Origin of the sequence: Castellaniella daejeonensis (genome assembly GCF_039523555.1) — a bacterium.
In the GTDB taxonomy this organism is placed as follows: domain Bacteria; phylum Pseudomonadota; class Gammaproteobacteria; order Burkholderiales; family Burkholderiaceae_B; genus Castellaniella; species Castellaniella daejeonensis.
Map to the genome: position 1 here is coordinate 644,327 of NZ_BAAAFN010000015.1, position 22,613 is coordinate 666,939.

A 22,613-nucleotide genomic window follows, 5' to 3' on the forward strand; every position below is an offset into this window, starting at 1 on the left:
GGCCTCAGAACCTTGGGAACATCAGTTCCTTGTCGAACATCGGGTCGGGCCCCGGGTGGAATTTCGTCACCCGGTCGCCCTGCGGGCCCATGAAGACATACATCAGTGAATTCCAGACGTGGTCCTGCTTGTAGCGGTAGCTCCAGACGACCTGGCGCACGTTGGGCAGGCCTGCCGTGTCGATGATCGCCGGCGGGCCGAACTCGCAGCGCACCTGGTCCGCCGTCCATTCGCCCTGCTTCAGGATCTGGAAGTGCTCGTCGGTCAGGATGGGCTCGACGCCCTGGACCCGGCCCTGGGCATCCACCGTGGCGCCCCAGGCGTACTGGCCCAGGGGCTGCCGCGACCAGACCACGCGGTCGCGGCCCTGGCGGTCCACGCATTGCAGCGTGGGTGCGCCGAACTGCGCCGTCACCTGGGCCAGAGGCGTGCCGGGCGGGGTGGCGGCGATATTGGCGCAGCCCGCCAGCCAAAGGCCCGCGCCGGCTGCCAGGATGCTTCGGGCCAAAGGCCGCATGCGTGGGCAAGAAAACATGAAACGCCTCCATGTGCGGTTTTCATCCCCCGATCGGGCATCTTTGGCGGCGATCTCCTACAATCGGGAAAATCTGCCGGCGGACTCGGGAATCCGCCGGCGCGGCTGGCGGGACGAACACCGCCCATGCAGGGGGAGGAATATGCATTCTAGCTTCATGGATGCCGTGCGTGCGCGCAGCGATCAAGCCATTGCGTCGGGCGACTTGCAGCCTATCCTGGCCGAGCAGGTCGTGATCGAGGACCAGGGCCTGCCGTTCATCGTCCGCTGGGTGGCTGCCCTGGCCGCCAAGGACGCCGCCAGGGATGGCGCCAGCCGGCCGCAAGCCGCGCAAGGCCAGCCCACGATCCTGCCGGGCGGGCCGCGCGATCCCGATTTCAATCCTTTCCTGAAACCCGATCCGGCCTTGCTCGTCGGTCCGGTGGGGGAACACCACGTCGCCATCCTGAACAAGTTTCCCGTGTGTCTCCACCACCTGGTGCTGGCGCGCCGGGCATTTGCCGAGCAGCTCTCGCCGCTGGAGGAAATCGACTTCCAGGCACTGGCTTTCATCCTGTCGAAAGAAGGCGGCCTGGGGTTCTACAACGGCGGTGCCGCCGCGGGCGCCAGCCAGCGGCACAAGCACGTGCAGTGGATTCCCGATGCGCCCGGCAACGCGTCGCTGCGCGCCCTGGGGGCCGGCCTGCCGGCGGATCAGGCACAGGGTGCGATCGTCCGCCACCCCGCGCTCGACATGGCGCATTGCTTCGTGCGCGTGGATGCGGGGCTGGGCGCCGATGCAGGGGCCAGCGCCCGGGCGATGCTGATCGCGTTCGGCCAGGCCTGCGCTGCGCTCGACCTGCGGCCCGGCGCAGACGGCCTGCTGCCGCCCTGCAACATGCTGGTGGGCGATGGCTGGATGCTGGTGCTGCCGCGCAGCCAGGAACACTTCCAGGGTGTGTCCCTGAATGCCCTGTCTTTCGGCGGCACGATCTATGTGCGCGATCCCGCCCAGATCGGCGCCATCCGCGCCGCGGGTCCGCTGCGGGCGCTGGCCAGCGTGGGTGTGCCGGGGCAGGTCTACGCGAAAAACCAGTAGCACACCCCGATCGAGGCCAGCACGCCGGCCAGGTCCGCCAGCAGGGCGCAGCCCACGGCGTGGCGCGCGCGCTGGATGCCGACCGCCCCGAAATACACCGCCAGCACGTAGAAAGTCGTCTCGGTGCTGCCCTGTACCGTGGCGGCCAGCAGGGCGGGGAAGCTGTCCGGCCCGCTGTGCTGCATGGTTTCGATCATCAGCGCGCGCGCCGCGCTGCCGGAAAACGGCTTGACCAGGGCGGTGGGCAGCGCATCGACGAAGCGCGTGTCCAGCCCGCCCGTATGCACCAGCCAGCGGATGCCGTCCAGCAGCACGTCCAGCGCCCCCGAAGCGCGCAGCACGCCCACCGCGCACAGCATGGCCACCAGGTAGGGCAGCAGCCCCTTGCAGACGTCGAAGCCGTCCCTGGCGCCTTCGATGAAGCGCTCGTAGACCGGGATGCGTTTCCAGGCGCCGGCGGCGAGGAAGACGATCAGGATTCCGAACAGCACCAGATTGCCCAGCAGCGACGACAGGGCGGCCACGGCGGCCGCGCTCATCGATGCCAGCAGCGCCATGAATCCGCCCAGCAGCAGCGCGCCGCTGCCCAGCCAGGCCAGCACCACGGGGTCGTGCAGCCGCAGGCGCTGCATGAAGGCCACCGACAGCAGCCCCACCAGCGTCGAGGCCGACGTCGCCAGCAGGATCGGCAGGAACACCAGTGTCGGATCGGCCGCGCCCTGCTGTGCCCGGTACATGAAGATCGTCACCGGCAACAGCGTCAGCGACGACGAATTCAGCACCAGGAACAGGATCTGCGCATTGCTGGCTGCCTTGGGTTCCGGGTTCAGCGTCTGCAGCGCGTGCATGGCCCGCAGGCCGATCGGTGTGGCGGCGTTGTCCAGCCCCAGCGCATTGGCGGCGAAGTTCAGCGTGATCAGTCCCAGGGCCGGGTGCCCGGCCGGCACTTCCGGCATCAGGCGCCGGAACAGCGGCCCCAGCAGCCTGGCCAGCCCGGCCACCAGCCCGGCCGATTCCGCGATCTTCAGAAAGCCCATCCACAGCGTCAGCGTGCCGAACAGCAGCAGCATCAGCTTGACCGACAGGTCCGCCATGTCGAACAGGCTGGCGATCAGGCGGGCGAACACGTCCGCATCGCCCAGGACGAGCCACCGGAACAGCGCGGCCGCCGCCGCGATCAGGAAGAATCCGAGCCAGAGGATGTTCAGCATGCGGCTTCTGGGTTCACCAGCACGCGGCGATCCACGTCCTGGACCCGTGTGCGGCCGCAGAAGGCCATGGTCACGTCCAGCTCGTTGGCCATCAGTTCCAGGCAGCGCAGCACGCCGGCCTCGCCGTAGGCGGCCAGGGCATACAGGAACGCCCGGCCGATCAGCACGCCGCGCGCGCCCAGCGCCAGGGCGCGCAGCGTATCCTGGCCGCTGCGCACGCCGCCGTCCATCCAGACCTCGATGCGGTCGCCCACGGCCTGCGCGATGCCCGGCAGGGCGGCGATCGACGAAGGCGCGCCGTCCAGCTGGCGCCCGCCGTGGTTCGACACCACCAGCGCGTCCGCGCCCGCGTCCACCGCATGGCGGGCATCCTGTTCGTCCATGATGCCCTTCACGATCAGCTTGCCGCCCCAGCGCTCCTTGATCCAGGCCAGATCGTCCCAGTTCAGCGCGGCGTCGAATTGCTCCGCGGTCCAGGACGCCAGCGAGCGCATGTCCGCCACGCCCTTGGCATGCCCGACGATGTTGCCGAACGCGCGCCGGGGCGTGCGCAGCATTTCCAGGCACCACTGCGGCTTGAGCGCCAGGTTCGCCAGGTTGGCCAGCGTGGGGCGGGGCGGGGTGGACAGGCCGTTCTTGATGTCCTTGTGCCGCTGGCCCATCACCTGCAGGTCCAGCGTCACCATCAGGGCCGAGCAGCGCGCCGCGCGGGCGCGGTCGATCAGCCGCCCGATGAAATCCCGGTCGCGCATCACGTACAACTGGAACCAGAACGGCCGGCTGGTGCGGGCCGCCACGTCTTCGATCGAGCAGATGCTCATGGTCGACAGCGTGAACGGCACGCCGAAGCGCTCCGCCGCCCGGGCGGCCAGGATCTCGCCGTCGGCGCGCTGCATGCCCGTCAGCCCCGTCGGCGCCAGGGCCAGCGGCATGGCGACGTCCTCGCCCAGCAGGCGCGTCCGCAGGCTGCGCCGGGCGATGTCCACCGCCACCCGCTGCCGGAACTTCAGCGCCTGCAGATCGGATTCATTGGCGCGGTAGGTGGACTCGGTCCAGGACCCTGAATCCATGTAGTCGTAGAACATGCGCGGCACGCGGCGCCTTGCGACGCGGCGGAAATCCTCGACGCAGGTGATCTTGTTCAGGGCGGGCAAGGGGAATCTCCGGAGGACAGGGATTGCGGCGATGCAGGCGATGATACGCTGCGGGTGCAGGCATCGGAAGACAGATCCGGATACAACATCAGGGTAATCCCCGATCGGGGGTCGGGTCGGTCCGATCGTTGTTGTGAACTTGCAACGGCTTCCTGGGAAACTGGCCGTTTTGTCCCGCCCAACATGGCGTTTGTCCCGGATTTTTGATGCAATACCTACAACTTCCCATCGCGGAGTTGGAAGAGCAGCAGCAAGGATGTTGTTGGCCTGCTCTGATTCACACAAATCTACGGAGATTTCTTACATGAAAAAGACTCTGCTCGCTGCTGCTCTGCTGGCCGGCTTTGCCACCGCTGGCGTTGCTCAAGCAGAAACGTCCGTGACGCTGTACGGTATCCTGGATACCGGCTACGGCTACCAAAGCTACAAGTACGACCGTGGTGGTATTGACGCCACCTCCAAGTCTTCCGGTCTGCGCAGCGGCACCGTCAACGGTAACCGTTTCGGCCTGAAGGGCTCCGAAGACCTGGGCGACGGCCTGCGCGCCATCTTCCAACTGGAACAAGGTTTCGACCTGGGTAACGGTCAGGGTTCCTCCAGCCGCCAGTTCCACCGCCAAGCCTTCGTCGGTCTGTCCAGCGACAGCTGGGGTACCTTCACCATGGGTCGCCAGTACAGCGCCGGCGTTGAAGTCGGTAACCTGATCGTCAACGGCTGGAATCTCGGTGACGTGGATAAGGTATTCGGCGGCACGGGTTATGGCAACCGTATCGACAACTCCTTCAAGTACGTGACGCCTGATTTCGCGGGTTTCAAGTTCGTTGCTCTGTATGGCTCCGAAGGCTCTGATGCGATTGATCGTGTCAATGGCCAAGGCTGGGCTGCTGTCCCGTCCATTTGGGATGGTTCTGAGATTACCGACGCCGAACCGGCTTCCCGTGAGCGTACCTCCCGTACGTCCGTGGGTCTGATGTACGCCAATGGCCCGATCAGCGCTGGTGCCAGCTATGATCGTAGCGGCCAGACGAAGAACGAAAAGGCTATTACCAGCTGGAACCTCAATGCCGCCTATGACTTCGAGGTTGTGAAGCTGGGTCTGGCCTACGGTCAAGACCGCAATGGCAAGCTGGGTTGGGCCTCGGGTGTCGACGGTCTGGATAGTGCGCCGAGCGTTGCATTCACTGACTTCAAGTCGAACAACTACCACGTTGGTCTGAGCGCCCCCATCGGTGGCGGCACCCTGTACGCTGGCTGGAGCTACTCCACTTCCAACCTGGACGACAGCGACAAGCTGGGCGACGATGCTGGCAACATCAGCACCTATCAGATCAACTACTTCTACCCCCTGTCCAAGCGCACCGGTGTCTACACGTACGCTTCGTACGGCAAGAACCTGGGTTACGTGCGTGACCTGAAGGGTACCGAAGCCGGTATCGGCCTGAACCACAAGTTCTAATCGTTTCGCGTGGCTGGTCCACGCTGGCGATGCGGCCCGGTTCGCCGGGCCGTCACGAACTGCGGGGACTTCGGTCCCCGATGCAAAAAACCACCCCTCGGGGTGGTTTTTTGCATTCTGGGCCATGACGGATGAATGCCGCCTCTTGTGACACCCGATTATCAACAAAAATGGAAAAATGAATTAGCTTCAGCCCTGTTTATCCCAGTACAGCAAAAGCGCACACTGTTTCCATCAGAGCAGGACATGACTCGCCAAATGTGAAACCGGCGAATCCTGTTCTTTCACAAACACCTGTACTGAAGGAAACCATCATGAAAGTCGCCACTGCTGCCTCCATCGCCCTGCTGTCCCTGGGCCTTGCTTCTGCCGGCATCGCCCGGGCCGATCAGGCCAACTATCCGGAAATCGTGACGCCCAGCACGCAATCCCGTGCGGATATCGTCCAGGCGCTGCGCATGGCCCAATCCCAAGGCCTGGTCGTCGTGGGCGAGCAAACCAGCTATCCCGGATCGCAGGCCGGTGATCAGGCACTGACCCGCGCCCAGGTCCTGAACGAGCTGAACCAGGCCAAGAGCGCCGGCCTGCTGACCATCGGTGACAACGGCCAGTATCCCCGCACACTGTAATACCGTGGTCTCACGCTGGAAGACAGCGAGAGTCCATCTGGTCGAAAAGCCTGCCGCGCATTTGCGCGGCAGGCTTTTTTTGCAGAGTGCGCCTGCTTCGTCCTGCGCAGGAGTGCCCGCGCCGTCCTTCGGTCTGCACGAAGACACGTGCATTTTCAGGTGCTTGAAAGGCATCCCGTGATCTTCTGAAATTCTTGATCTCGAATATGTTTCCACCCCGGGTTTTCCCGGCGATCGGGCTTGTCGAAATGCTACAATCCCACAGTTTGATCTTCTGGAACAGGGGCTGCTCATGAATCTGGCACAGTACTTTCCCGTGCTGCTTTTCATCATCGTCGCCACGCTGATCGGCGCGGCCCTGCTGGGCGCGGGCCGTCTGCTGGGCAGGAACGTGCCAGACGCCGAAAAGCTCTCGGCCTACGAATGCGGTTTCGAGGCCTTCGGCGATTCGCGTATGAAGTTCGACGTGCGCTACTACCTGGTGGCCATCCTGTTCATCATGTTCGACCTGGAAATCGCCTTCCTCTTCCCCTGGGCCATGGCCAATGGCGTGGTGGGCATGGTGGGTTTCTGGACGGTCGCCATCTTCCTCGGCGTGCTGACGGTCGGCTTCATCTACGAATGGCGGCGCGGCGCGCTGGATTGGGAATAAACGGGGGTTCATCATGGCTATCGAAGGTGTCATGGACAAAGGCTTCATCACCACCAGCGCGGACAAGTTCCTGAACTGGGCAAAGACGGGCTCGCTGTGGCCCATGACGTTCGGCCTGGCCTGTTGCGCGGTCGAGATGATGCACGCCGGCGCGGCGCGCTACGACCTGGATCAGTTCGGCATCATTTTCCGCCCCAGCCCGCGCCAGTCCGACCTGATGATCGTGGCCGGCACGCTGTGCAACAAAATGGCCCCGGCCCTGCGCAAGGTCTACGACCAGATGCCCGAACCCCGCTGGGTGGTGTCCATGGGGTCCTGTGCCAATGGCGGCGGCTATTACCACTACTCCTACTCCGTCGTGCGCGGCTGCGACCGCATCGTGCCGGTGGACGTCTACGTGCCGGGCTGCCCGCCCACGGCCGAAGCTCTGGTCTACGGCTTGCTGCAGATGCAGAACAAGATCCGCCTGACCAACACCATCGCCCGCTAGGCACCGCCCGGCGCCGTCCAACACCGCTGATACAACGCTATGACACGGCTACAGACTTTAGACACGAATCTGCGCGCGGTCCTGGGGGCCTCGGCCGATCTGACCGAGGACCGGGGCGAACTGACGCTGCAGGTGCCCGCCGACGCCTGGGTGGAAACCTGCCGCGTGCTGCGCGACCACGCCAGTCTGCGCTTCGAAACCTGCATCGACCTCTGCGGGGTCGACTTTTCCGCCTGGAAGGCGCCCACCTACGACGCGTCCCATGCCCGGCATCCCCAGCGCTTCGCCGTGGTGATCCACCTGCTGTCGGTGACGCACAACTGGCGCCTGCGGGTGCGGGCATACACGCCCGACGACGACTTTCCGGTGATTGCCTCGCTGGTCGACATCTGGCCCGCGGTCAACTGGTACGAGCGCGAAGCCTTCGACCTTTTCGGCATCGTCTTCGAAGGCCATCCCGACCTGCGCCGCATCCTGACGGACTATGGCTTCATCGGCCATCCGTTCCGCAAGGATTTCCCGATTTTCGGCCACGTGGAAATGCGCTACGACCCCGAACAGAAGCGCGTCATTTATCAACCGGTCACGATCGAGCCGCGCGAGATCACCCCGCGCGTCGTGCGCGAGGATCACTACGGAATAGAGCGGTACTGATATGGCAGAGATCCAGAATTACAACCTGAACTTCGGCCCGCAGCACCCGGCCGCGCACGGGGTGTTGCGCCTGGTGCTCGAACTCGACGGCGAAGTCGTCCAGCGGGCCGACCCGCACATCGGACTGCTGCACCGGGCCACCGAAAAACTGGCCGAAACCCGCACGTTCCTGCAGACGCTGCCCTACATGGACCGTCTGGACTACGTGTCCATGATGTGCAACGAGCACGCCTACTGCATGGCCGTGGAAAAGCTGCTGGGTATCGAAATCCCGTTGCGCGCGCAGTACATCCGCGTCATGTTCGACGAGATCACGCGCATCCTGAACCACCTGATGTCGCTCGGTTCGCACGCGCTGGATGTGGGCGCCATGGCGGTGTTCCTGTACGCCTTCCGCGAACGCGAGGACCTGATGGACTGCTACGAGGCGGTTTCGGGCGCGCGCATGCACGCGGCCTACTACCGTCCGGGCGGTGTGTACCGCGACCTGCCCGACACCATGCCGCAGTACAAGGGCTCCAAGTACCGTTCCGACAAGGAACTGCGCGCCATGAACGAATCGCGTTCGGGTTCGCTGCTGGATTTCATCGAAGACTTCACCAACCGCTTCCCGGCCTGTGTCGACGAATACGAAGTCCTGCTGACGGACAATCGCATCTGGAAGCAGCGCCTGGTCGATGTCGGCGTGGTCTCGCCTGAACGCGCCCTGGCGCTGGGTTTCACGGGCCCCATGCTGCGCGGCTCCGGCGTCGAATGGGACCTGCGCAAGAAGCAGCCCTACGAAGTCTACGACCGCCTGGAATTCGACATTCCCGTGGGCAAGAACGGCGACTGCTACGACCGCTATCTGTGCCGCATCGCGGAAATGCGTGAATCCAACCGCATCATCCGCCAGTGCGTGGAATGGCTGCGCAACAACCCCGGCCCGGTCATCACCGACAACCACAAGGTCGCCCCGCCCAAGCGCGAACGCATGAAGACGGGCATGGAAGACCTGATCCACCACTTCAAGCTCTTCACCGAGGGCATGCACGTTCCCGAAGGCGAAGCCTACGCCGCCGTGGAACACCCCAAGGGCGAATTCGGCATCTACCTGGTGTCCGACGGGGCCAACAAGCCCTACCGCCTGAAGATCCGCGCGCCGGGCTTTGCCCACCTGCAATCGCTCGAGGAAATGTCCAAGGGCCACATGATCGCCGACGTGGTCACCATCATCGGGACCCAGGACATCGTGTTCGGCGAAATCGATCGCTAGCCGGACATCAAAGGGAATCTGATTATGCTGCTTTCCGAACAAGCCTACCGGGACATCGACCGGGAAATCGCCAAGTATCCGGCGGACCAGAAGCAGTCCGCCGTGATGGCGGCGCTGACGATCGCCCAGGGCGAGAAGGGCTGGGTGTCTCCGGACGTGATCCGCGACGTGGCCGCCTATCTGGGCATGCCGCCGGTCGCCGTCCAGGAAGTCGCGACCTTCTACAACATGTACAACACCAAGCCGGTGGGCCGCTACACGCTGACCATCTGCACCAATCTGCCCTGTGCGCTCCAGGGCGCCACGCAGGCGGCCGAACACCTCAAGCGCAAGCTGGGCATCGATTTCCACGAAACCACGCCGGACGGCCTGTTCACCCTGGTCGAGGGCGAATGCATGGGCGCGTGCGGCGACGCGCCGGTGATGCTGGCCAACGGCACGCACATGTGCTGCCGGATGCAGCCGGAAAAGATCGATGCCCTGATTGGTGAACTGAAGGAATCCGCATGAGCGCTCTGGACGTACTGCAGAAATTTTCCACGGACGCGCTGTCGCCCGACCTCGGAGGCGATCCCTCCCGCAGCATGATTTTCCACGGCCGCCACATCCAGCCGCAGATCCTGGCGGACCTGGACGGCAACAACTGGGGCATCCGCGACTACATGGCGCGCGGCGGCTACGAAGCCCTGAAGAAAGTCCTGTCGGGCATGACGGCCGACGACGTGATCGCCGAGCTCAAGGCCTCGAACCTGCGCGGCCGCGGCGGCGCGGGCTTCCCGACGGGCCTGAAATGGTCCTTCATGCCGCGCAACATTCCCGGCCAGAAATACGTCGTCTGCAATTCCGACGAAGGCGAGCCCGGTACCTTCAAGGACCGCGACATCCTGCGCTACAACCCGCACGCCGTGATCGAAGGCATGATCATCGGCGGCTTCGCGATGGGCGCGTCGGTGGGCTACAACTACATCCACGGCGAGATCTTCCAGATCCACCAGCGCTTCGAGCAGGCCCTGGAAGAAGCCCGCGAGGCAGGCTTCCTGGGTGAAAACATCCTGGGTTCGGGCTTCAGCTTCCAGCTGCACTCGCACCATGGCTTCGGCGCCTACATCTGCGGCGAGGAAACCGCGCTGCTGGAATCCCTGGAAGGCAAAAAGGGCCAGCCGCGCTTCAAGCCGCCGTTCCCGGCCAGCTTCGGCCTGTACGGCAAGCCCACCACGATCAACAACACCGAGACCTTCGCGGCCGTGCCGTGGGTGATCCGCATGGGCGCCCAGGCCTACGCCGATCTCGGCATCGAAAAGGCGGGCGGCACCAAGATCTTCTCGGTCTCGGGCGACGTCGAACGCCCCGGCAACTACGAAATCCCGCTGGGCACGCCGTTTTCCAAGCTGCTCGAACTGGCGGGCGGGGTGCGCGGCGGGCGCAAGCTCAAGGCCGTGATCCCCGGGGGGTCTTCGGCCCCGGTGCTGCCGGCCGACATCATGATGCAGACCAACATGGACTACGACTCGATCGCCAAGGCCGGCTCCATGCTGGGCTCGGGCGCGGTGATCGTCATGGACGAGACCCGCTGCATGGTCAAGTCGCTGATGCGCCTGTCGTATTTCTACTTCGAGGAATCCTGCGGCCAGTGCACGCCCTGCCGCGAGGGCACCGGCTGGCTGTACCGCATGATGAACCGCATGGAACACGGCCAGGGCACGATGGAAGACATCGAAACCCTGGACTCCGTGGCGCACAACATGATGGGGCGCACGATCTGCGCCCTGGCCGATGCGGCCGCCATGCCCGTGCGCAGCTTCATCAAGCATTTCCGCGACGAATTCGTGCACCACGTGGACCACAAGGACTGCGTGGTTGCCAAGTATCTGTAGGGTCAGGACACGCCATGGTAGAACTCACCATCGACGGGCTTAAGGTCGAAGCCGCAGAAGGCAGCATGGTCATCCAGGCTGCCCATGCGGCGGGCCTGTACATCCCCCATTTCTGCTATCACAAGAAGCTCAGCATTGCCGCCAACTGCCGCATGTGCCTGGTCGAGGTCGAAAAGGCCCCCAAGGCCCTGCCGGCCTGTGCCACGCCCGTCACCAACGGCATGGTGGTGCACACCCGCTCGCCCAAGGCCATCGACGCCCAGCGCGCGGTGATGGAATTCCTGCTGATCAATCACCCGCTGGATTGCCCGGTCTGCGACCAGGGCGGCGAATGCCAGCTGCAGGATCTGGCCGTGGGCTACGGCGAATCGGCCTCGCGCTACAAGGAACCCAAGCGCGTGGTCTTCCACAAGTCCATGGGGCCGCTGATCTCGGCCGAGCAGATGCAGCGCTGCATCCACTGCACCCGCTGCGTCCGCGTGGGCCAGGAAATCGGCGGTTACATGGAAATCGGCATGCTGAACCGGGGCGAGTTCTCCGAGATCACCACTTTCGTGGGCGAGGCCGTGGAATCCGAGCTGTCGGGCAACATGATCGACGTCTGCCCGGTGGGCGCGCTGCTGTCCAAGCCCTTCAGCATGAGCGCCCGCACCTGGGAACTGGCGCGCCGCCGCTCGGTCAGCCCGCACGACAGCGTGGGCGCCAACCTGGTGGTGCAGACCAAGATGGACCGCGTGCTGCGCGTGGTGCCCTTTGAAAACGAGCCGGTCAACGAATGCTGGATCAGTGACCGCGACCGCTTTTCCTACGCCGGCCTGTATGTCGAGGACCGCCTGCAGCACCCGATGGTGCGCGGCTGCGACGGCCAGTGGCACGAAGCCTCCTGGTCCGACGCGCTGCAGTCGGTGGTCACCGGCCTCAAGCAGGTGCGCGAGGATGGCGGCGGCGCCCAGATCGGCGCGCTGGCCACCGAAACCGCCACGCTCGAAGAACTGGCATTGCTGGCGCGCCTGACGCGCGCCCTGGGTTCGGACAACATCGACTTCCGCCTGCGCGGCGACGGTGCGGCCTTTGATGCCGTGCGCACGGGCGCGCCCTGGCTGGGCATGCCGATCGCCGACCTGAACGCCCTGGACCGCACCCTGGTGGTCGGCTCCTTCCTGCGCAAGGATCATCCGCTGCTGGCGCAGCGCCTGCGCCAGGCCGCCAAGCGGGGCATGCAGCTGTCCCTGGTGGACAGTGTCGCGGCCGACCCCCTGGTGCCGGTCACCGGCCGCATCACGGTCAAACCGTCGGCCCTGGCATCCGCCCTGGCCGAAATCGCCGTCGCCCTGGCCGAAATCAAATCCCAGCCCGTGCCCGAGGGCCTGTCCGGCGTCCAGCCGGGTGAATCCGCGCGCGCCATCGCCGCCAGCCTCGCCTCCGGCGAGCAGGTCGCGGTGCTGATGGGCAACCTGGCCCTGTCCGACGACCAGGCCGCGCAGCTGGCAGCCAACGCCCAGGCGATTGCCCAGCTGGCAGGTGGCCGCTTCGGCTTCCTGACTCCCGGCGGCAATACCGTGGGGGGTTACCTGGCGGGGGCCGTGCCGGCCAACGGCGGCCTGGATGCCCGCCGCATGCTGGGCGGCGAGCCGCTCAAGGCCTATCTGGTGCTGCATGCCGAACCGCGCCTGGACAGCGAGCTGGGCGAGCGCGCCGTGCGCGCGCTGCAGGGTTCCGCCATGGCGGTGGCCTTCACGGCCTTCCGTTCGGCGGCCGAGGACTGGGCCGACGTGATGCTGCCGATTGCGCCCTTCACCGAAACGTCCGGCACCTTCGTCAATGCCGAGGGCCGCGTGCAGAGCTTCAAGGGCGTGGCCGCCCCGGTGGGCGACACCCGCCCGGCCTGGAAGGTCCTGCGCGTCCTGGGCAACCTGATGGATCTGCAGGGATTCGACGACGAGACCTCGGAATCGGTGCGCGATACCGTGATGGTGGGCGGCCTGGATGGCCGCCTCTCCAACGAGATCCGCCTGGCGCCGGCCGCGCCGGCGCCGGCCGCCGGCCTGGAACGCGTGGCCGAGCTGCCCATCTACCGCACCGACGCGCTGGTGCGCCGTTCGCAGCCGCTGCAGGAGCACATCAATTCCGCGCCGCCGAGGGCGGCAATGAATGCCGCCACGCTGCAGGCGCAGGGCCTGGCGGCCGGGGACACCGTGCGCGTGTCCACGGCCCACGGCTCCGCCGAGCTGGAAGCCGTCCTGGACGATACGGTGGCCGACGGGGCCGTGCGCATCGCCGGGGCCTTTGAACAGACCGCCGCCCTGGGCATCGGCTCGGGCGCAATCCAGGTGGAGCGTTGCTAATGGACTGGCTGAACACCCTCAACGCCTTCGGCGCCGGCCTGATCGGCGAGACCCCCTGGCTGGTGGTCTGGACGCTGGTGAAGATCGTCGTCATCGCCGTGCCCATCATCCTGTGCGTGGCCTACCTGACGTACTGGGAACGCAAGATGATCGGCGCCATGCACGTGCGCCTGGGGCCCACCCGCGTGGGCTACCGCGGCCTGCTGCAGCCCTTCGCCGACGTGTTCAAGCTGCTGACCAAGGAACTGATCGTTCCGTCCAAGGCCAACCGCGTGCTGTACATCCTGGCCCCCGTGGTCACGCTGATGCCGGCGCTGGCGGCCTGGGCCGTGATCCCCTTCCAGCCGGAAGTGGTCCTGGCCGACGTCAATGCGGGCCTGCTGTTCATCCTGGCCATCACCTCGATCGAGGTCTACGGCATCATCATGGCCGGCTGGGCGTCGAACTCGAAGTACGCGCTGCTGGGGGCGCTGCGCGCTTCGGCGCAGATGGTGTCCTACGAACTGGGCATCGGCTTCGTCATGGTCACGGTGCTGCTGGTGTCGGGCACGCTCAACCTGTCGGGCATCGTCGAGGGCCAGGGCGTCGGCTATTTCGCCGGCATGGGCCTGAACTTCCTGTCCTGGAACTGGCTGCCGCTGCTGCCGCTGTTCGTGATCTACGTCGTGTCCTCGGTGGCCGAGACCAACCGCCACCCCTTCGACGTGGTGGAAGGCGAATCGGAAATCGTGGCGGGCCACATGGTGGAATATTCCGGCATGGGCTTCGCGCTGTTCTTCCTGGGCGAATACGCCAACATGATCCTGCTGTCCGCGATGGCTTCGATCATGTTCCTGGGCGGCTGGGCCGCGCCGCTGGACTTCGCGCCCTTCACCTGGGTGCCGGGCTGGCTGTGGCTGGGTCTGAAGACTTTCGTGGTGGTGTCCATGTTCATCTGGTTCCGCGCAACGTTCCCGCGCTACCGCTATGACCAGATCATGCGCCTGGGCTGGAAGGTCTTCATTCCCCTGACGGGGATCTGGCTGGTGGTGGTGGCGATCTGGATGCAGACGCCCTGGAACATCTGGCAGTAAGGGGTACGAGATGGAAGCGATCAAGGATTTCTTCGGCAGCCTGATGCTGAAGGAAATGCTCGAAGGCATGCGGCTGACGGGCAAATACTTCTTCAAGCGCAAGATCACGCTGCGCTACCCGATGGAGAAGACGCCGGCCTCGCCGCGGTTCCGCGGCCTGCATGCGCAGCGCCGCTACGCCAACGGCGAGGAACGCTGCATTGCCTGCAAGCTGTGCGAAGCCGTCTGCCCGGCCCTGGCCATCACGATCGAGTCGCACCAGCGTGAAGACGGCACGCGCCGCACCACGCGCTACGACATCGACCTGGCCAAGTGCATCTTCTGCGGCTTCTGCGAAGAAGCCTGTCCCACGGACGCCATCGTGGAAACGCACCTGCATGAATACCATGGCGAGAAGCGCGGCGACCTGTACTACACCAAGGACATGCTGCTGGCCGTGGGCGACCGCTACGAGTCGGAAATCGCGGCCCGCCGCGCCGCCGACGCGCCCTACCGTTGATGCCGGGATACCGACCATGAGTTTCGATACCGTTCTGTTCTACCTGCTGGCCATCGTGCTGGTCGTGGCGGCGTTCCGCGTCATCACGGCCACCAGCCCCGTGACCGGCGTGCTGCACCTGATCCTCACCTTCTTCACCGCGTCCATGATGTGGATGCTGATCCAGGCGGAATTCCTGGCGCTGGTGCTGGTGATCGTCTATGTCGGCGCCGTGATGGTGCTGTTCCTGTTCGTCGTCATGATGCTGGACATGCGCACCGAGGGCCTCAAGCAGGGCCTCAAGGTCTACCTGCCGCTGGGCCTGACCATCGGCGGGATCATGGTGCTGGAAATGGCTTTCGTGCTGCTGCGTTCCTGGGGCGACGCCCCGGCGCTGCCCGTGCCGGCCGATGATTTCGACAACACCCTGGCGCTGGGCACGGCGATGTACACCCAGTATGCCTACGCCGTCGAGATCGGCGGGGTGGTGCTGCTGGTGGGCATGATCTGCGCCATTGCGCTGACCCTGCGCAAGCGCGGCGACTACAAGCGGACCGATCCCGGCAAGCAGGTGCGCGTGCGCGCCGCCGACCGGGTGCGGCTGGTGAGCATGCCTGCGCAGGTCGAGACGGCCGATGCGCAATCCGAAGGAGCCCAAAAATGACCATAGGCCTGAGCCATTACCTGATCGTCGGGGCGATCCTGTTCGCCATGGGCGTGTTCGGCTTCTTCCTGAACCGCCGCAACCTGATCGTGCTGCTGATGTCGATCGAGCTGATCCTGCTGGCGGCCAACATGAACTTCGTCGCCTTTTCCATCGGGTCGGGCGACCCCGCCGGGCAGATCTTCGTGTTCTTCGTGCTGACCGTGGCCGCCGCCGAAGCCGCCATCGGGCTGGCGATCCTGGTGCTCCTGTTCCGTAATCTCAGCACCATCAACGTCGACAAGCTCGACCAGCTGAAGGGGTAGTCAAGCCATGTCCGCACAGAATCTGTATCTCTTGATCGCGCTGGCGCCGCTGGCCACCGCCGTGGTCGCCGGCCTCTTCGGCACGGGCTTCCTGGGGTCGTGGCTGGGGCGCCGCGGCTCCCACATGCTGACCATCCTGGGGGTGGCGGTTTCCTTTGCCGGCTCGCTGCTGGTCCTGCAGCAGGTGCTCGACGGCCAGACCTTCGAAGGCACGGTCTACACCTGGTCCCTGATCGGTTCGGTCAAGTTCGAGATCGGTTTCCTGATCGATCCGCTGACGGCGCTGATGATGGTGGTGGTGACCTCGGTGTCGCTGATGGTGCACGTCTACACCATCGGCTACATGTCCGATGATCCGGGCTACCAGCGCTTCTTCTCGTACATCTCGCTGTTCACGTTCTCCATGCTCATGCTGGTGATGTCGAACAACATGCTGCAGCTGTTCTTCGGCTGGGAAGCCGTGGGCCTGGTGTCCTACCTGCTGATCGGCTTCTACTACGGCCGCCCGTCCGCGGTGTTCGCCAACCTCAAGGCCTTCATGGTGAACCGGGTGGGCGACTTCGGCTTCGTGCTGGGGATCGGCCTGCTGTACGCCTACACCGGCAGCCTGAACTACGCGGAAGTCTTCGCCCAGGTCGAACGTCTTTCCGGCCTGCTGTTCCCGGGCACCGAGTGGCACCTGCTGACCGTGACCTGCCTGGCGCTGTTCGTGGGCGCCATGGGCAAGTCCGCCCAGGCGCCGCTGCACGTCTGGCTGCCCGATTCCATGGAAGGCCCGACGCCGATTTCCGCCCTGATCCACGCCGCCACGATGGTGACGGCCGGGATCTTCATGGTGGCCCGCTTTTCGCCCGTGTTCGAGATGTCGCCCACGGCGCTGTCCGTGATCATCGTGATCGGCGCCATCGGCGCGCTGTTCCTGGGCATCCTGGGCGTGGTGCAGAACGACATCAAGCGCGTGGTGGCCTATTCCACGCTGTCGCAGCTGGGCTACATGACGGTGGCGCTGGGCGCGTCGGCCTACCCGGTGGCCATCTTCCACCTGATGACGCACGCCTTCTTCAAGGCGCTGCTGTTCCTGGGCGCGGGCTCGGTGATCCTGGGCATGCACCATGACCAGGACATGCGCCACATGGGCGGCCTGCGCAAGTACATGCCGGTCACCTGGATCACCATGCTGATCGGCACGCTGGCCCTGGTGGGCACGCCGTTCTTCTCGGGCTTCTATTCCAAGGAACACATCATCGAGGCCGCTGGCGCCGCCAATGTCTGGGGGGCAAGTTTCGCCTACTACGCCACGCTGTGCGGCGTGTTCGTGACCTCGCTGTATTCCTTCCGCCTGTACTTCCTGGTCTTCCACGGCAAGGAACGCTTCGACACCGTGCATGGGCCGGCCCACGTCCACCACGACGAAGGCCGCACCCTGGCGGCCCATGGGCACGACGCGCACGGCGATCACGGCCACGACGATCATCATGGCGGCGGCCTGCCCAAGGAATCCCCCTGGGTGGTGACGCTGCCGCTGGCGCTGCTGGCGGTGATGTCGGTGGTCGCGGGGGTGTGGTTCATCGACCCGCTGCTGTTCGACGGCTACTTCGGCCAGGCCATCACGGTGGCGTCCCACCATCCGGCCATGGCCGAGCTGGCCCACGAATGGCACGGCTGGGTGGCCTTCGCGCTGCACGGCTTCACTTCGGTGCCGTTCCTGCTGCTGCTGGCCGGCTTCGTGGTCGCCTGGTACTGCTGGCTGGTGAACCCGTCGGTGCCCGCCGCGCTGGCGCGCAGCCTGGCGCCGGTCTACCGCCTGCTGGACAACAAGTACTACTTCGACTGGTTCAATGAGAACGTCATCGCCCGCTTTGCCCGCGCCCTGGGACGCGGCCTGTGGCAGGGCGGCGACCGTGGCCTGATCGACGGGCTGATCATCAACGGCAGTGCGCGCCTGGTGGGGGCTGCGGCTTCCGCGGCCCGCCTGCTGCAGTCCGGCTACATCTATCACTACGCCTTCGCCATGATCATCGGCATCATGGTGTTTCTCACTTTCTTCGTCTTGATGGTTCACTGATGGCTAGCGAAATGGCGTCCTCTACACTCCCCTGGCTGACCCTCTCGATCTTCGTCCCGATCTTCTTCGGGCTGCTGGTGCTGCTGATCGGCCGGGACGACAATCCGGGTCCGGCCCGGGTGTTGTCGCTGGTCGGCTCCATCGCCGGGCTGCTGGTGACCATCCCCCTGTACACCGGTTTCGATCCCGGCACGGCCGACATGCAGTTCGTCGAAAAGGCGCCGTGGATCGAGGCCTTCAACCTCAACTACCACCTGGGGATCGACGGCATCTCGGTGTGGTTCGTGCTGCTGACGGCCTTCATCACCATCATCGTGGTGCTGGCCGGCTGGGAAGTCATCAAGTCGCGCGTGGCCCAGTACATGGCCGCCTTCCTGATCCTGTCGGGCCTGATGGTCGGGGTGTTCTGCGCCCTGGACGGCATGCTGTTCTACGTGTTCTTCGAGGCGACCCTGATCCCGATGTACATCATCATCGGCGCCTGGGGCGGACCGAACCGCGTGTACGCCGCCTTCAAGTTCTTCCTCTACACCCTGATGGGTTCGCTGCTGACCCTGATCGCCTTCATCTACCTGTGGCACGCCTCGGGCGGGTCCTTCGATGTGGCGACCTGGCACAAGCTGCCCCTGAGCTACACCGAGCAGGTCTTCATCTTCGTGGCGCTGCTGGCCGCCTTCGCGGTCAAGGTGCCGATGTGGCCGGTGCACACCTGGCTGCCGGACGCCCACGTCGAGGCGCCCACGGGCGGCTCCATCGTGCTGGCGGCGATCATGCTGAAGCTGGGCGCCTACGGCTTCCTGCGTTTCTCGCTGCCGATCGCGCCCGACGCTTCGCACAGCCTGGCGGGCCTGATGATCGCACTGTCGCTGATCGCGGTGATCTACATCGGCCTGGTCGCCATCGTCCAGGACGACATGAAGAAGCTGGTGGCGTATTCGTCCGTGGCGCACATGGGCTTCGTCACCCTGGGCTTCTTCCTGTTCAACGTCACCGGCATGGAAGGCGCCATCATCCAGATGATCTCGCACGGCTTCGTGTCGGGCGCCATGTTCATGTGCATCGGCGTCATGTACGACCGCCTGCACACGCGCCGCATCGACGCCTATGGCGGGGTGGTGCACCGCATGCCGCGCTTCGTCACGTACTTCGTGCTGTTTTCCATGGCCAACGCGGGCCTGCCGGGCACCAGCGGCTTCATCGGCGAATTCACGGTGATCCTGGGCGCGGTGCAGTACGACTTCTGGATCGGCCTGCTGGCCGCCACGGCGCTGATCTGGGGCGCGGGCTATTCCCTGTGGATGGTCAAGCGCGTGGCCTTCGGGCCCGTGGCCAACGAGCAGGTCGACGGCATGTCCGATCTGTGCAGCCGCGAGTTCCTGATCCTGGGCCTGCTGGCCATCCTGACGCTGTTCATGGGCATCTATCCCAAGCCCTTCACGGACCTGATGCATCCTTCGGTGCAAGCCTTGCTGCAGCACGTGTCCATCTCGAAACTGTAGGCCGGAAACACTATGCATAATCTTTTCGACTTCGCGCTGGCGACTCCCGAGATCGTTCTGCTGGTGCTGACCGGGGCCGTGCTGCTGATCGACGCCTTCGGCAACGAGCCCACGCGGCGCATGACCTTCATGCTGACCATGGGCACGCTGCTGGTCGTCATCCTGGTGTCCTGGGGGCAGTGGGGCGAGGCCACGCAGGGCCGCACCTTCAGCAGCCTGTACGTGGCGGATTCGCTGGGCCATTTCCTGAAGATCCTGTCGGCGATCGCCATGGGCGTGACGCTGATCTACGGCCGCGCCTATGCCGAGAAGCGCGACATGGTGGCCCGCGGCGGCGAGCTGTATTCCCTGGCGTTGCTGACCCTGCTGGGCGGATTCGTCATGATCTCGGCCGGCAGCATGCTGACGGTGTACCTGGGCGTTGAACTGATGTCCTTCGCCCTGTATGGCCTGGTGGCGCTGCGCCGCGATCACCTGACCTCCACCGAGGCCGCGATGAAGTACTACGTGCTGGGCTGCCTGGCTTCCGGCATCTTGCTCTACGGCATGTCCATGATCTATGGCGCCACCGGCCAGCTGGGCCTCGCCGAGATCGCCCAGGTGATCCGCGACGGCGGCGCCGACCGCATGCCGCTGGTGTTCGGCGTGGTGTTCATCGTCTCGGGCCTGGCCTTCAAGATGACCGCCGCCCCCTTCCACATGTGGACGCCCGACGTCTACCAGGGAGCGCCGACCACGGTCACGCTGCTGGTGGGCTCGGCGCCCAAGTTCGCCGCCTTCGCCATCACGCTGCGCCTGCTGATCGAAGCCCTGCACGGCATCGCGGTGGACTGGCAGCCGATGCTGCTGATCCTGGCCGTGCTGTCGCTGGCCGTCGGCAACATCGTCGCCATCGCCCAGACCAACTTCAAGCGCATGCTGGCCTATTCCACCATCGGCCAGATGGGCTTCGTGTTCCTGGGGCTGCTGTCGGGCGTGTACGAAGGCCAGGCGGGCGCCAGTGCCGCAGCCTACGGTTCCTCGCTGTTCTACGTGGTCATCTACGTGCTGACCACGCTGTCCACCTTCGGCCTGATCCTGCTGCTGTCGCGCCAGGGTTTCGAGTGCGAGGAAATCTCCGACCTCAAGGGCCTGAACCGCCGCAATCCGCTGCTGGCCGGCGTGCTGCTGCTGTCCATGTTCTCGCTGGCGGGCATTCCGCCGCTGTCGGGCTTCTATGCCAAGCTGGTGGTGCTGCAGGCCGTGGTCGGCGCCGGCCATGTCTGGCTGGCCGTGTTCGCCGTGCTATGCTCGCTGATCGGCGCCTTCTACTACCTGCGCGTGGTCAAGGTGGCCTATTTCGACGAACCCCAGGACAGCGTCACGCTGGGCTCCGGCACGCTGGCCACGCGCGGCGTGATGTCCCTGAACGGTCTGCTGGTGATCGGCCTGGGGATCCTGCCGGGCGGCCTGATGTCCCTGTGCGTGGACGTCATCCGCCAGTCGCTGGCCTTCTGACCGGGCGCCTGACTTCATGTCCCTGACGGCGGCGGTCTGGACCGTCATCTTCTGCGCCCTGGTCATGGCCAACCTGCCGTTCCTGATGGAACGGCGGCTGGCGCCCTGGCCCTGGTCCTGGGGCGGCAATCTGCCCGGCCTGGTGCGCTGGAGCCTGGGCCTGGCCTTTCTGGCCGGGCTGGCCCTGTGGTCCTGGGGCACCCTGAAACTGCTCGGCGGCACCTACGTCGGCGGCGGAGCGGAACTGGGGCTGTTCCTGCTGAAACTGCTGGCGAGCCTGCTGCTGGCGGGGCTGCTCCTGGCGCTGCCGGGCCGTTCCGGCAACCCGCAGCCCGCCGCCGGCGGGTCCAAGTCGTTTTTCGATCGCCTGCTGGAGGTCCTGGTGGGCTACGTGCTGGTCGGCACGCTGGGCTTTGCCCTGGAACTGAACCTGGGCAATGCCTTTCCGCAGCGCTGGGAATTCTACGCAGTGACCCTGGCCCTGTTCCTGGTGCTGGGCTACCCGGGCTTCGTCTGGCGCTACATGCTGCGCCGCCGCTCACGCTGAGGCGGCCTTGCGGGCCGGCGGACATCCGGCCCGGCGCTTCTGCCGCCTGCTACGCCGCCTGACCCGGCACCCATAGCACGCCCGGGCCGATATCCCCCAGCGTGCGGCAGCCCGTCAGGGCCATCGCCACTTCCAGTTCCCCACGCAGCACCTGGACCAGGTGCGCCAGTGCCGGTGCGCCGCCCGCCGCCAGTGCGTGCAGGACGGGCCGGCCGATCAGCACACCCCGGGCGCCCAGCGCCAGCGCCTTGAGGATGTCCGTGCCGCGCCGGATGCCGCCATCCACCAGCAGGGGAATGCGGCCTGCCACGGCCTGCGCCACGGCGGGCAGGGCATCGCAGGTGGCGGGCAGGGTGTCCAGGCAGCGGCCGCCGTGATTGGAGACGATCAGGCCGTCGACGCCGTGTGCCAGCGCCAGGAGCGCGTCTTCCGGGTCCAGGATGCCCTTGAGCCACAGCGGCGTGCCGGCGGGCAGCCGGTCGCGCAGCCATGCCACGTCGTCCCAGGTAGGCGCGGACTCGAGCAATCCGCTGCCGAACAGCGGGCTGCCGCCCGGGGGCGCCGGCCGCGCGGCGGGCGGCGAAAGGCCGTCCAGGTGCACGGAGCGGATCGTATCGGGCACGCGGAAGCCGCTGCGCTGTTCGGCGTTGCGCACGCCGTTGACGGGTGCGTCCACCGTCAGGACCAGGGCGCGTGCGCCGGCCTGCAAGGCGCGGGTCGCCAGGGCCAGGGTGTCCTCGCGGCGGCGCTGGGCATACAGCTGGAACCAGAGCAGGGGCGGTTCCGGCAGCGCGGCCAGGGTCTCGATGGCGGTGCCGGATTGCGCGCTCAGGATGTAGGGCGTGCCGGTTGCGGCGGCGGCCAGGGACGTGGCGGTTTCGCCGTCGGGGTGGACCAGGCCATGCCAGGCTGTGGGCGCGATCAGGATCGGATGCGCCAGGGCCTGGCCGTTCAGTTCCAGGCGGGTATGGGCGCCGGCCAACGGCCGCAGTGCGCGGCCGCGCAGCTGCAGGGCCGGCCAGGCATCGATATTGGCGCGAGCCGTGCGCTCATCCGCGCCGCCGGATTCCAGCCAGGCCCAGATTGCCGGATCCAGGCGTGCGCGGGCCAGTTCGGCGTAATCCTGGGCGCAGAGCGGAGCGGTCATGGGCG

At 65.7% G+C, this 22,613-nt stretch carries 22 protein-coding genes; 18 read left to right on the forward strand and 4 right to left on the reverse strand.

All coding sequences use genetic code 11. The features are described from left to right. Positions 1–4: 4 nt before the first annotated feature. Entirely contained in the window at positions 5–517 is a 513-nt protein-coding gene (locus ABD022_RS12695; protein ID WP_325124324.1) for a hypothetical protein, read from the reverse strand. A gap of 160 nt (positions 518–677) precedes the next feature. On the opposite strand from ABD022_RS12695, the gene ABD022_RS12700 reads away from it, so the two are divergent. Continuing rightward, positions 678–1,613 (forward strand): ATP adenylyltransferase family protein, encoded by a 936-nt coding sequence (locus ABD022_RS12700; protein ID WP_325124306.1) that lies wholly within the window; start codon positions 678–680, stop codon positions 1,611–1,613. Here the strand turns inward: ABD022_RS12700 and ABD022_RS12705 are convergent. Together ABD022_RS12705 and ABD022_RS12710 are read right to left on the reverse strand one after the other, a co-directional pair. Continuing rightward, positions 1,595–2,824, reverse strand: a complete 1,230-nt coding sequence (locus tag ABD022_RS12705) for a nucleoside recognition domain-containing protein (RefSeq protein WP_343821583.1) — start codon at positions 2,822–2,824, stop codon at positions 1,595–1,597. The genes ABD022_RS12700 and ABD022_RS12705 overlap by 19 nt on opposite strands. Next, entirely contained in the window at positions 2,818–3,978 is a 1,161-nt protein-coding gene (locus ABD022_RS12710; RefSeq protein WP_343821585.1) for an alpha-hydroxy acid oxidase, read from the reverse strand. Before ABD022_RS12710 ends, ABD022_RS12705 begins: the two co-directional genes overlap by 7 nt. Positions 3,979–4,282: 304 nt before the next feature. Here ABD022_RS12710 and ABD022_RS12715 point away from each other — a divergent pair, with 304 nt between their 5' ends. The 17 genes from ABD022_RS12715 (at position 4,283) to ABD022_RS14840 (ending at position 21,461) form a co-directional block, all read left to right on the forward strand. Beyond that, positions 4,283–5,434 (forward strand): porin, encoded by a 1,152-nt coding sequence (locus tag ABD022_RS12715; protein WP_343821587.1) that lies wholly within the window; start codon positions 4,283–4,285, stop codon positions 5,432–5,434. A gap of 314 nt (positions 5,435–5,748) precedes the next feature. Further along, positions 5,749–6,063, forward strand: a complete 315-nt coding sequence (locus tag ABD022_RS12720; protein WP_325124302.1) for a DUF4148 domain-containing protein — start codon at positions 5,749–5,751, stop codon at positions 6,061–6,063. Between the two features lie 292 nt (positions 6,064–6,355). After that, positions 6,356–6,715 (forward strand): NADH-quinone oxidoreductase subunit A, encoded by a 360-nt coding sequence (locus ABD022_RS12725; RefSeq protein ID WP_343821589.1) that lies wholly within the window; start codon positions 6,356–6,358, stop codon positions 6,713–6,715. Between the two features lie 13 nt (positions 6,716–6,728). Then, positions 6,729–7,205 (forward strand): NuoB/complex I 20 kDa subunit family protein, encoded by a 477-nt coding sequence (locus ABD022_RS12730; RefSeq protein ID WP_043680684.1) that lies wholly within the window; start codon positions 6,729–6,731, stop codon positions 7,203–7,205. A 39-nt stretch (positions 7,206–7,244) separates the two neighbouring features. Further along, the gene (locus tag ABD022_RS12735) at positions 7,245–7,859 is read left to right on the forward strand and encodes an NADH-quinone oxidoreductase subunit C (protein WP_343821593.1); all 615 of its coding nucleotides are present in this window, start codon (positions 7,245–7,247) and stop codon (positions 7,857–7,859) included. Between the two features lies 1 nt (position 7,860). Then, positions 7,861–9,114, forward strand: a complete 1,254-nt coding sequence (locus ABD022_RS12740; RefSeq protein ID WP_343821595.1) for an NADH-quinone oxidoreductase subunit D — start codon at positions 7,861–7,863, stop codon at positions 9,112–9,114. Positions 9,115–9,141: 27 nt separating this feature from the next. Beyond that, positions 9,142–9,624, forward strand: coding sequence for an NADH-quinone oxidoreductase subunit NuoE (gene nuoE / locus ABD022_RS12745; protein WP_325124323.1), 483 nt, complete (start codon positions 9,142–9,144; stop codon positions 9,622–9,624). Further along, positions 9,621–10,988, forward strand: a complete 1,368-nt coding sequence (gene nuoF, locus ABD022_RS12750) for an NADH-quinone oxidoreductase subunit NuoF (RefSeq protein WP_325124298.1) — start codon at positions 9,621–9,623, stop codon at positions 10,986–10,988. The genes nuoE and nuoF overlap by 4 nt, the downstream gene beginning before the upstream one ends. Before the next feature lie 14 nt (positions 10,989–11,002). Beyond that, positions 11,003–13,333 carry an NADH-quinone oxidoreductase subunit NuoG gene (gene nuoG / locus ABD022_RS12755; protein ID WP_325124297.1) on the forward strand — a complete coding sequence of 777 codons (2,331 nt, stop codon included), beginning with the start codon at positions 11,003–11,005 and terminating at the stop codon, positions 13,331–13,333. Then, entirely contained in the window at positions 13,333–14,406 is a 1,074-nt protein-coding gene (nuoH, locus tag ABD022_RS12760; RefSeq protein ID WP_325124296.1) for an NADH-quinone oxidoreductase subunit NuoH, read from the forward strand. The genes nuoG and nuoH overlap by 1 nt, the downstream gene beginning before the upstream one ends. Positions 14,407–14,416: 10 nt before the next feature. After that, on the forward strand, positions 14,417–14,905 hold the full coding sequence (gene nuoI / locus ABD022_RS12765; protein WP_269357307.1) for an NADH-quinone oxidoreductase subunit NuoI: 489 nt from the start codon (positions 14,417–14,419) through the stop codon (positions 14,903–14,905). Positions 14,906–14,921: 16 nt separating this feature from the next. Continuing rightward, positions 14,922–15,548 carry an NADH-quinone oxidoreductase subunit J gene (locus tag ABD022_RS12770; protein WP_325124295.1) on the forward strand — a complete coding sequence of 209 codons (627 nt, stop codon included), beginning with the start codon at positions 14,922–14,924 and terminating at the stop codon, positions 15,546–15,548. Then, positions 15,545–15,853: an NADH-quinone oxidoreductase subunit NuoK gene (gene nuoK, locus ABD022_RS12775; RefSeq protein ID WP_269357303.1), complete on the forward strand. Its 309-nt coding sequence runs from the start codon at positions 15,545–15,547 to the stop codon at positions 15,851–15,853. The genes ABD022_RS12770 and nuoK overlap by 4 nt, the downstream gene beginning before the upstream one ends. 7 nt (positions 15,854–15,860) lie before the next feature. Next, complete coding sequence (nuoL, locus tag ABD022_RS12780; RefSeq protein ID WP_343821599.1) at positions 15,861–17,918, forward strand: NADH-quinone oxidoreductase subunit L; 2,058 nt, start codon at positions 15,861–15,863, stop codon at positions 17,916–17,918. An 11-nt stretch (positions 17,919–17,929) separates the two neighbouring features. Continuing rightward, positions 17,930–19,417, forward strand: coding sequence for an NADH-quinone oxidoreductase subunit M (locus tag ABD022_RS12785; protein WP_343821601.1), 1,488 nt, complete (start codon positions 17,930–17,932; stop codon positions 19,415–19,417). Positions 19,418–19,429: 12 nt separating this feature from the next. Then, a complete protein-coding gene (gene nuoN / locus ABD022_RS12790; RefSeq protein ID WP_343821603.1) occupies positions 19,430–20,914 on the forward strand; it encodes an NADH-quinone oxidoreductase subunit NuoN in 1,485 nt (494 codons plus the stop codon). Between the two features lie 292 nt (positions 20,915–21,206). Further along, the gene (locus ABD022_RS14840) at positions 21,207–21,461 is read left to right on the forward strand and encodes a DUF2818 family protein (protein ID WP_414647405.1); all 255 of its coding nucleotides are present in this window, start codon (positions 21,207–21,209) and stop codon (positions 21,459–21,461) included. Positions 21,462–21,510: 49 nt separating this feature from the next. Here ABD022_RS14840 and ABD022_RS12800 read toward each other — a convergent pair whose 3' ends face one another. After that, on the reverse strand, positions 21,511–22,608 hold the full coding sequence (locus ABD022_RS12800; protein ID WP_343821605.1) for an alpha-hydroxy acid oxidase: 1,098 nt from the start codon (positions 22,606–22,608) through the stop codon (positions 21,511–21,513). Positions 22,609–22,613 lie beyond the last annotated feature (5 nt).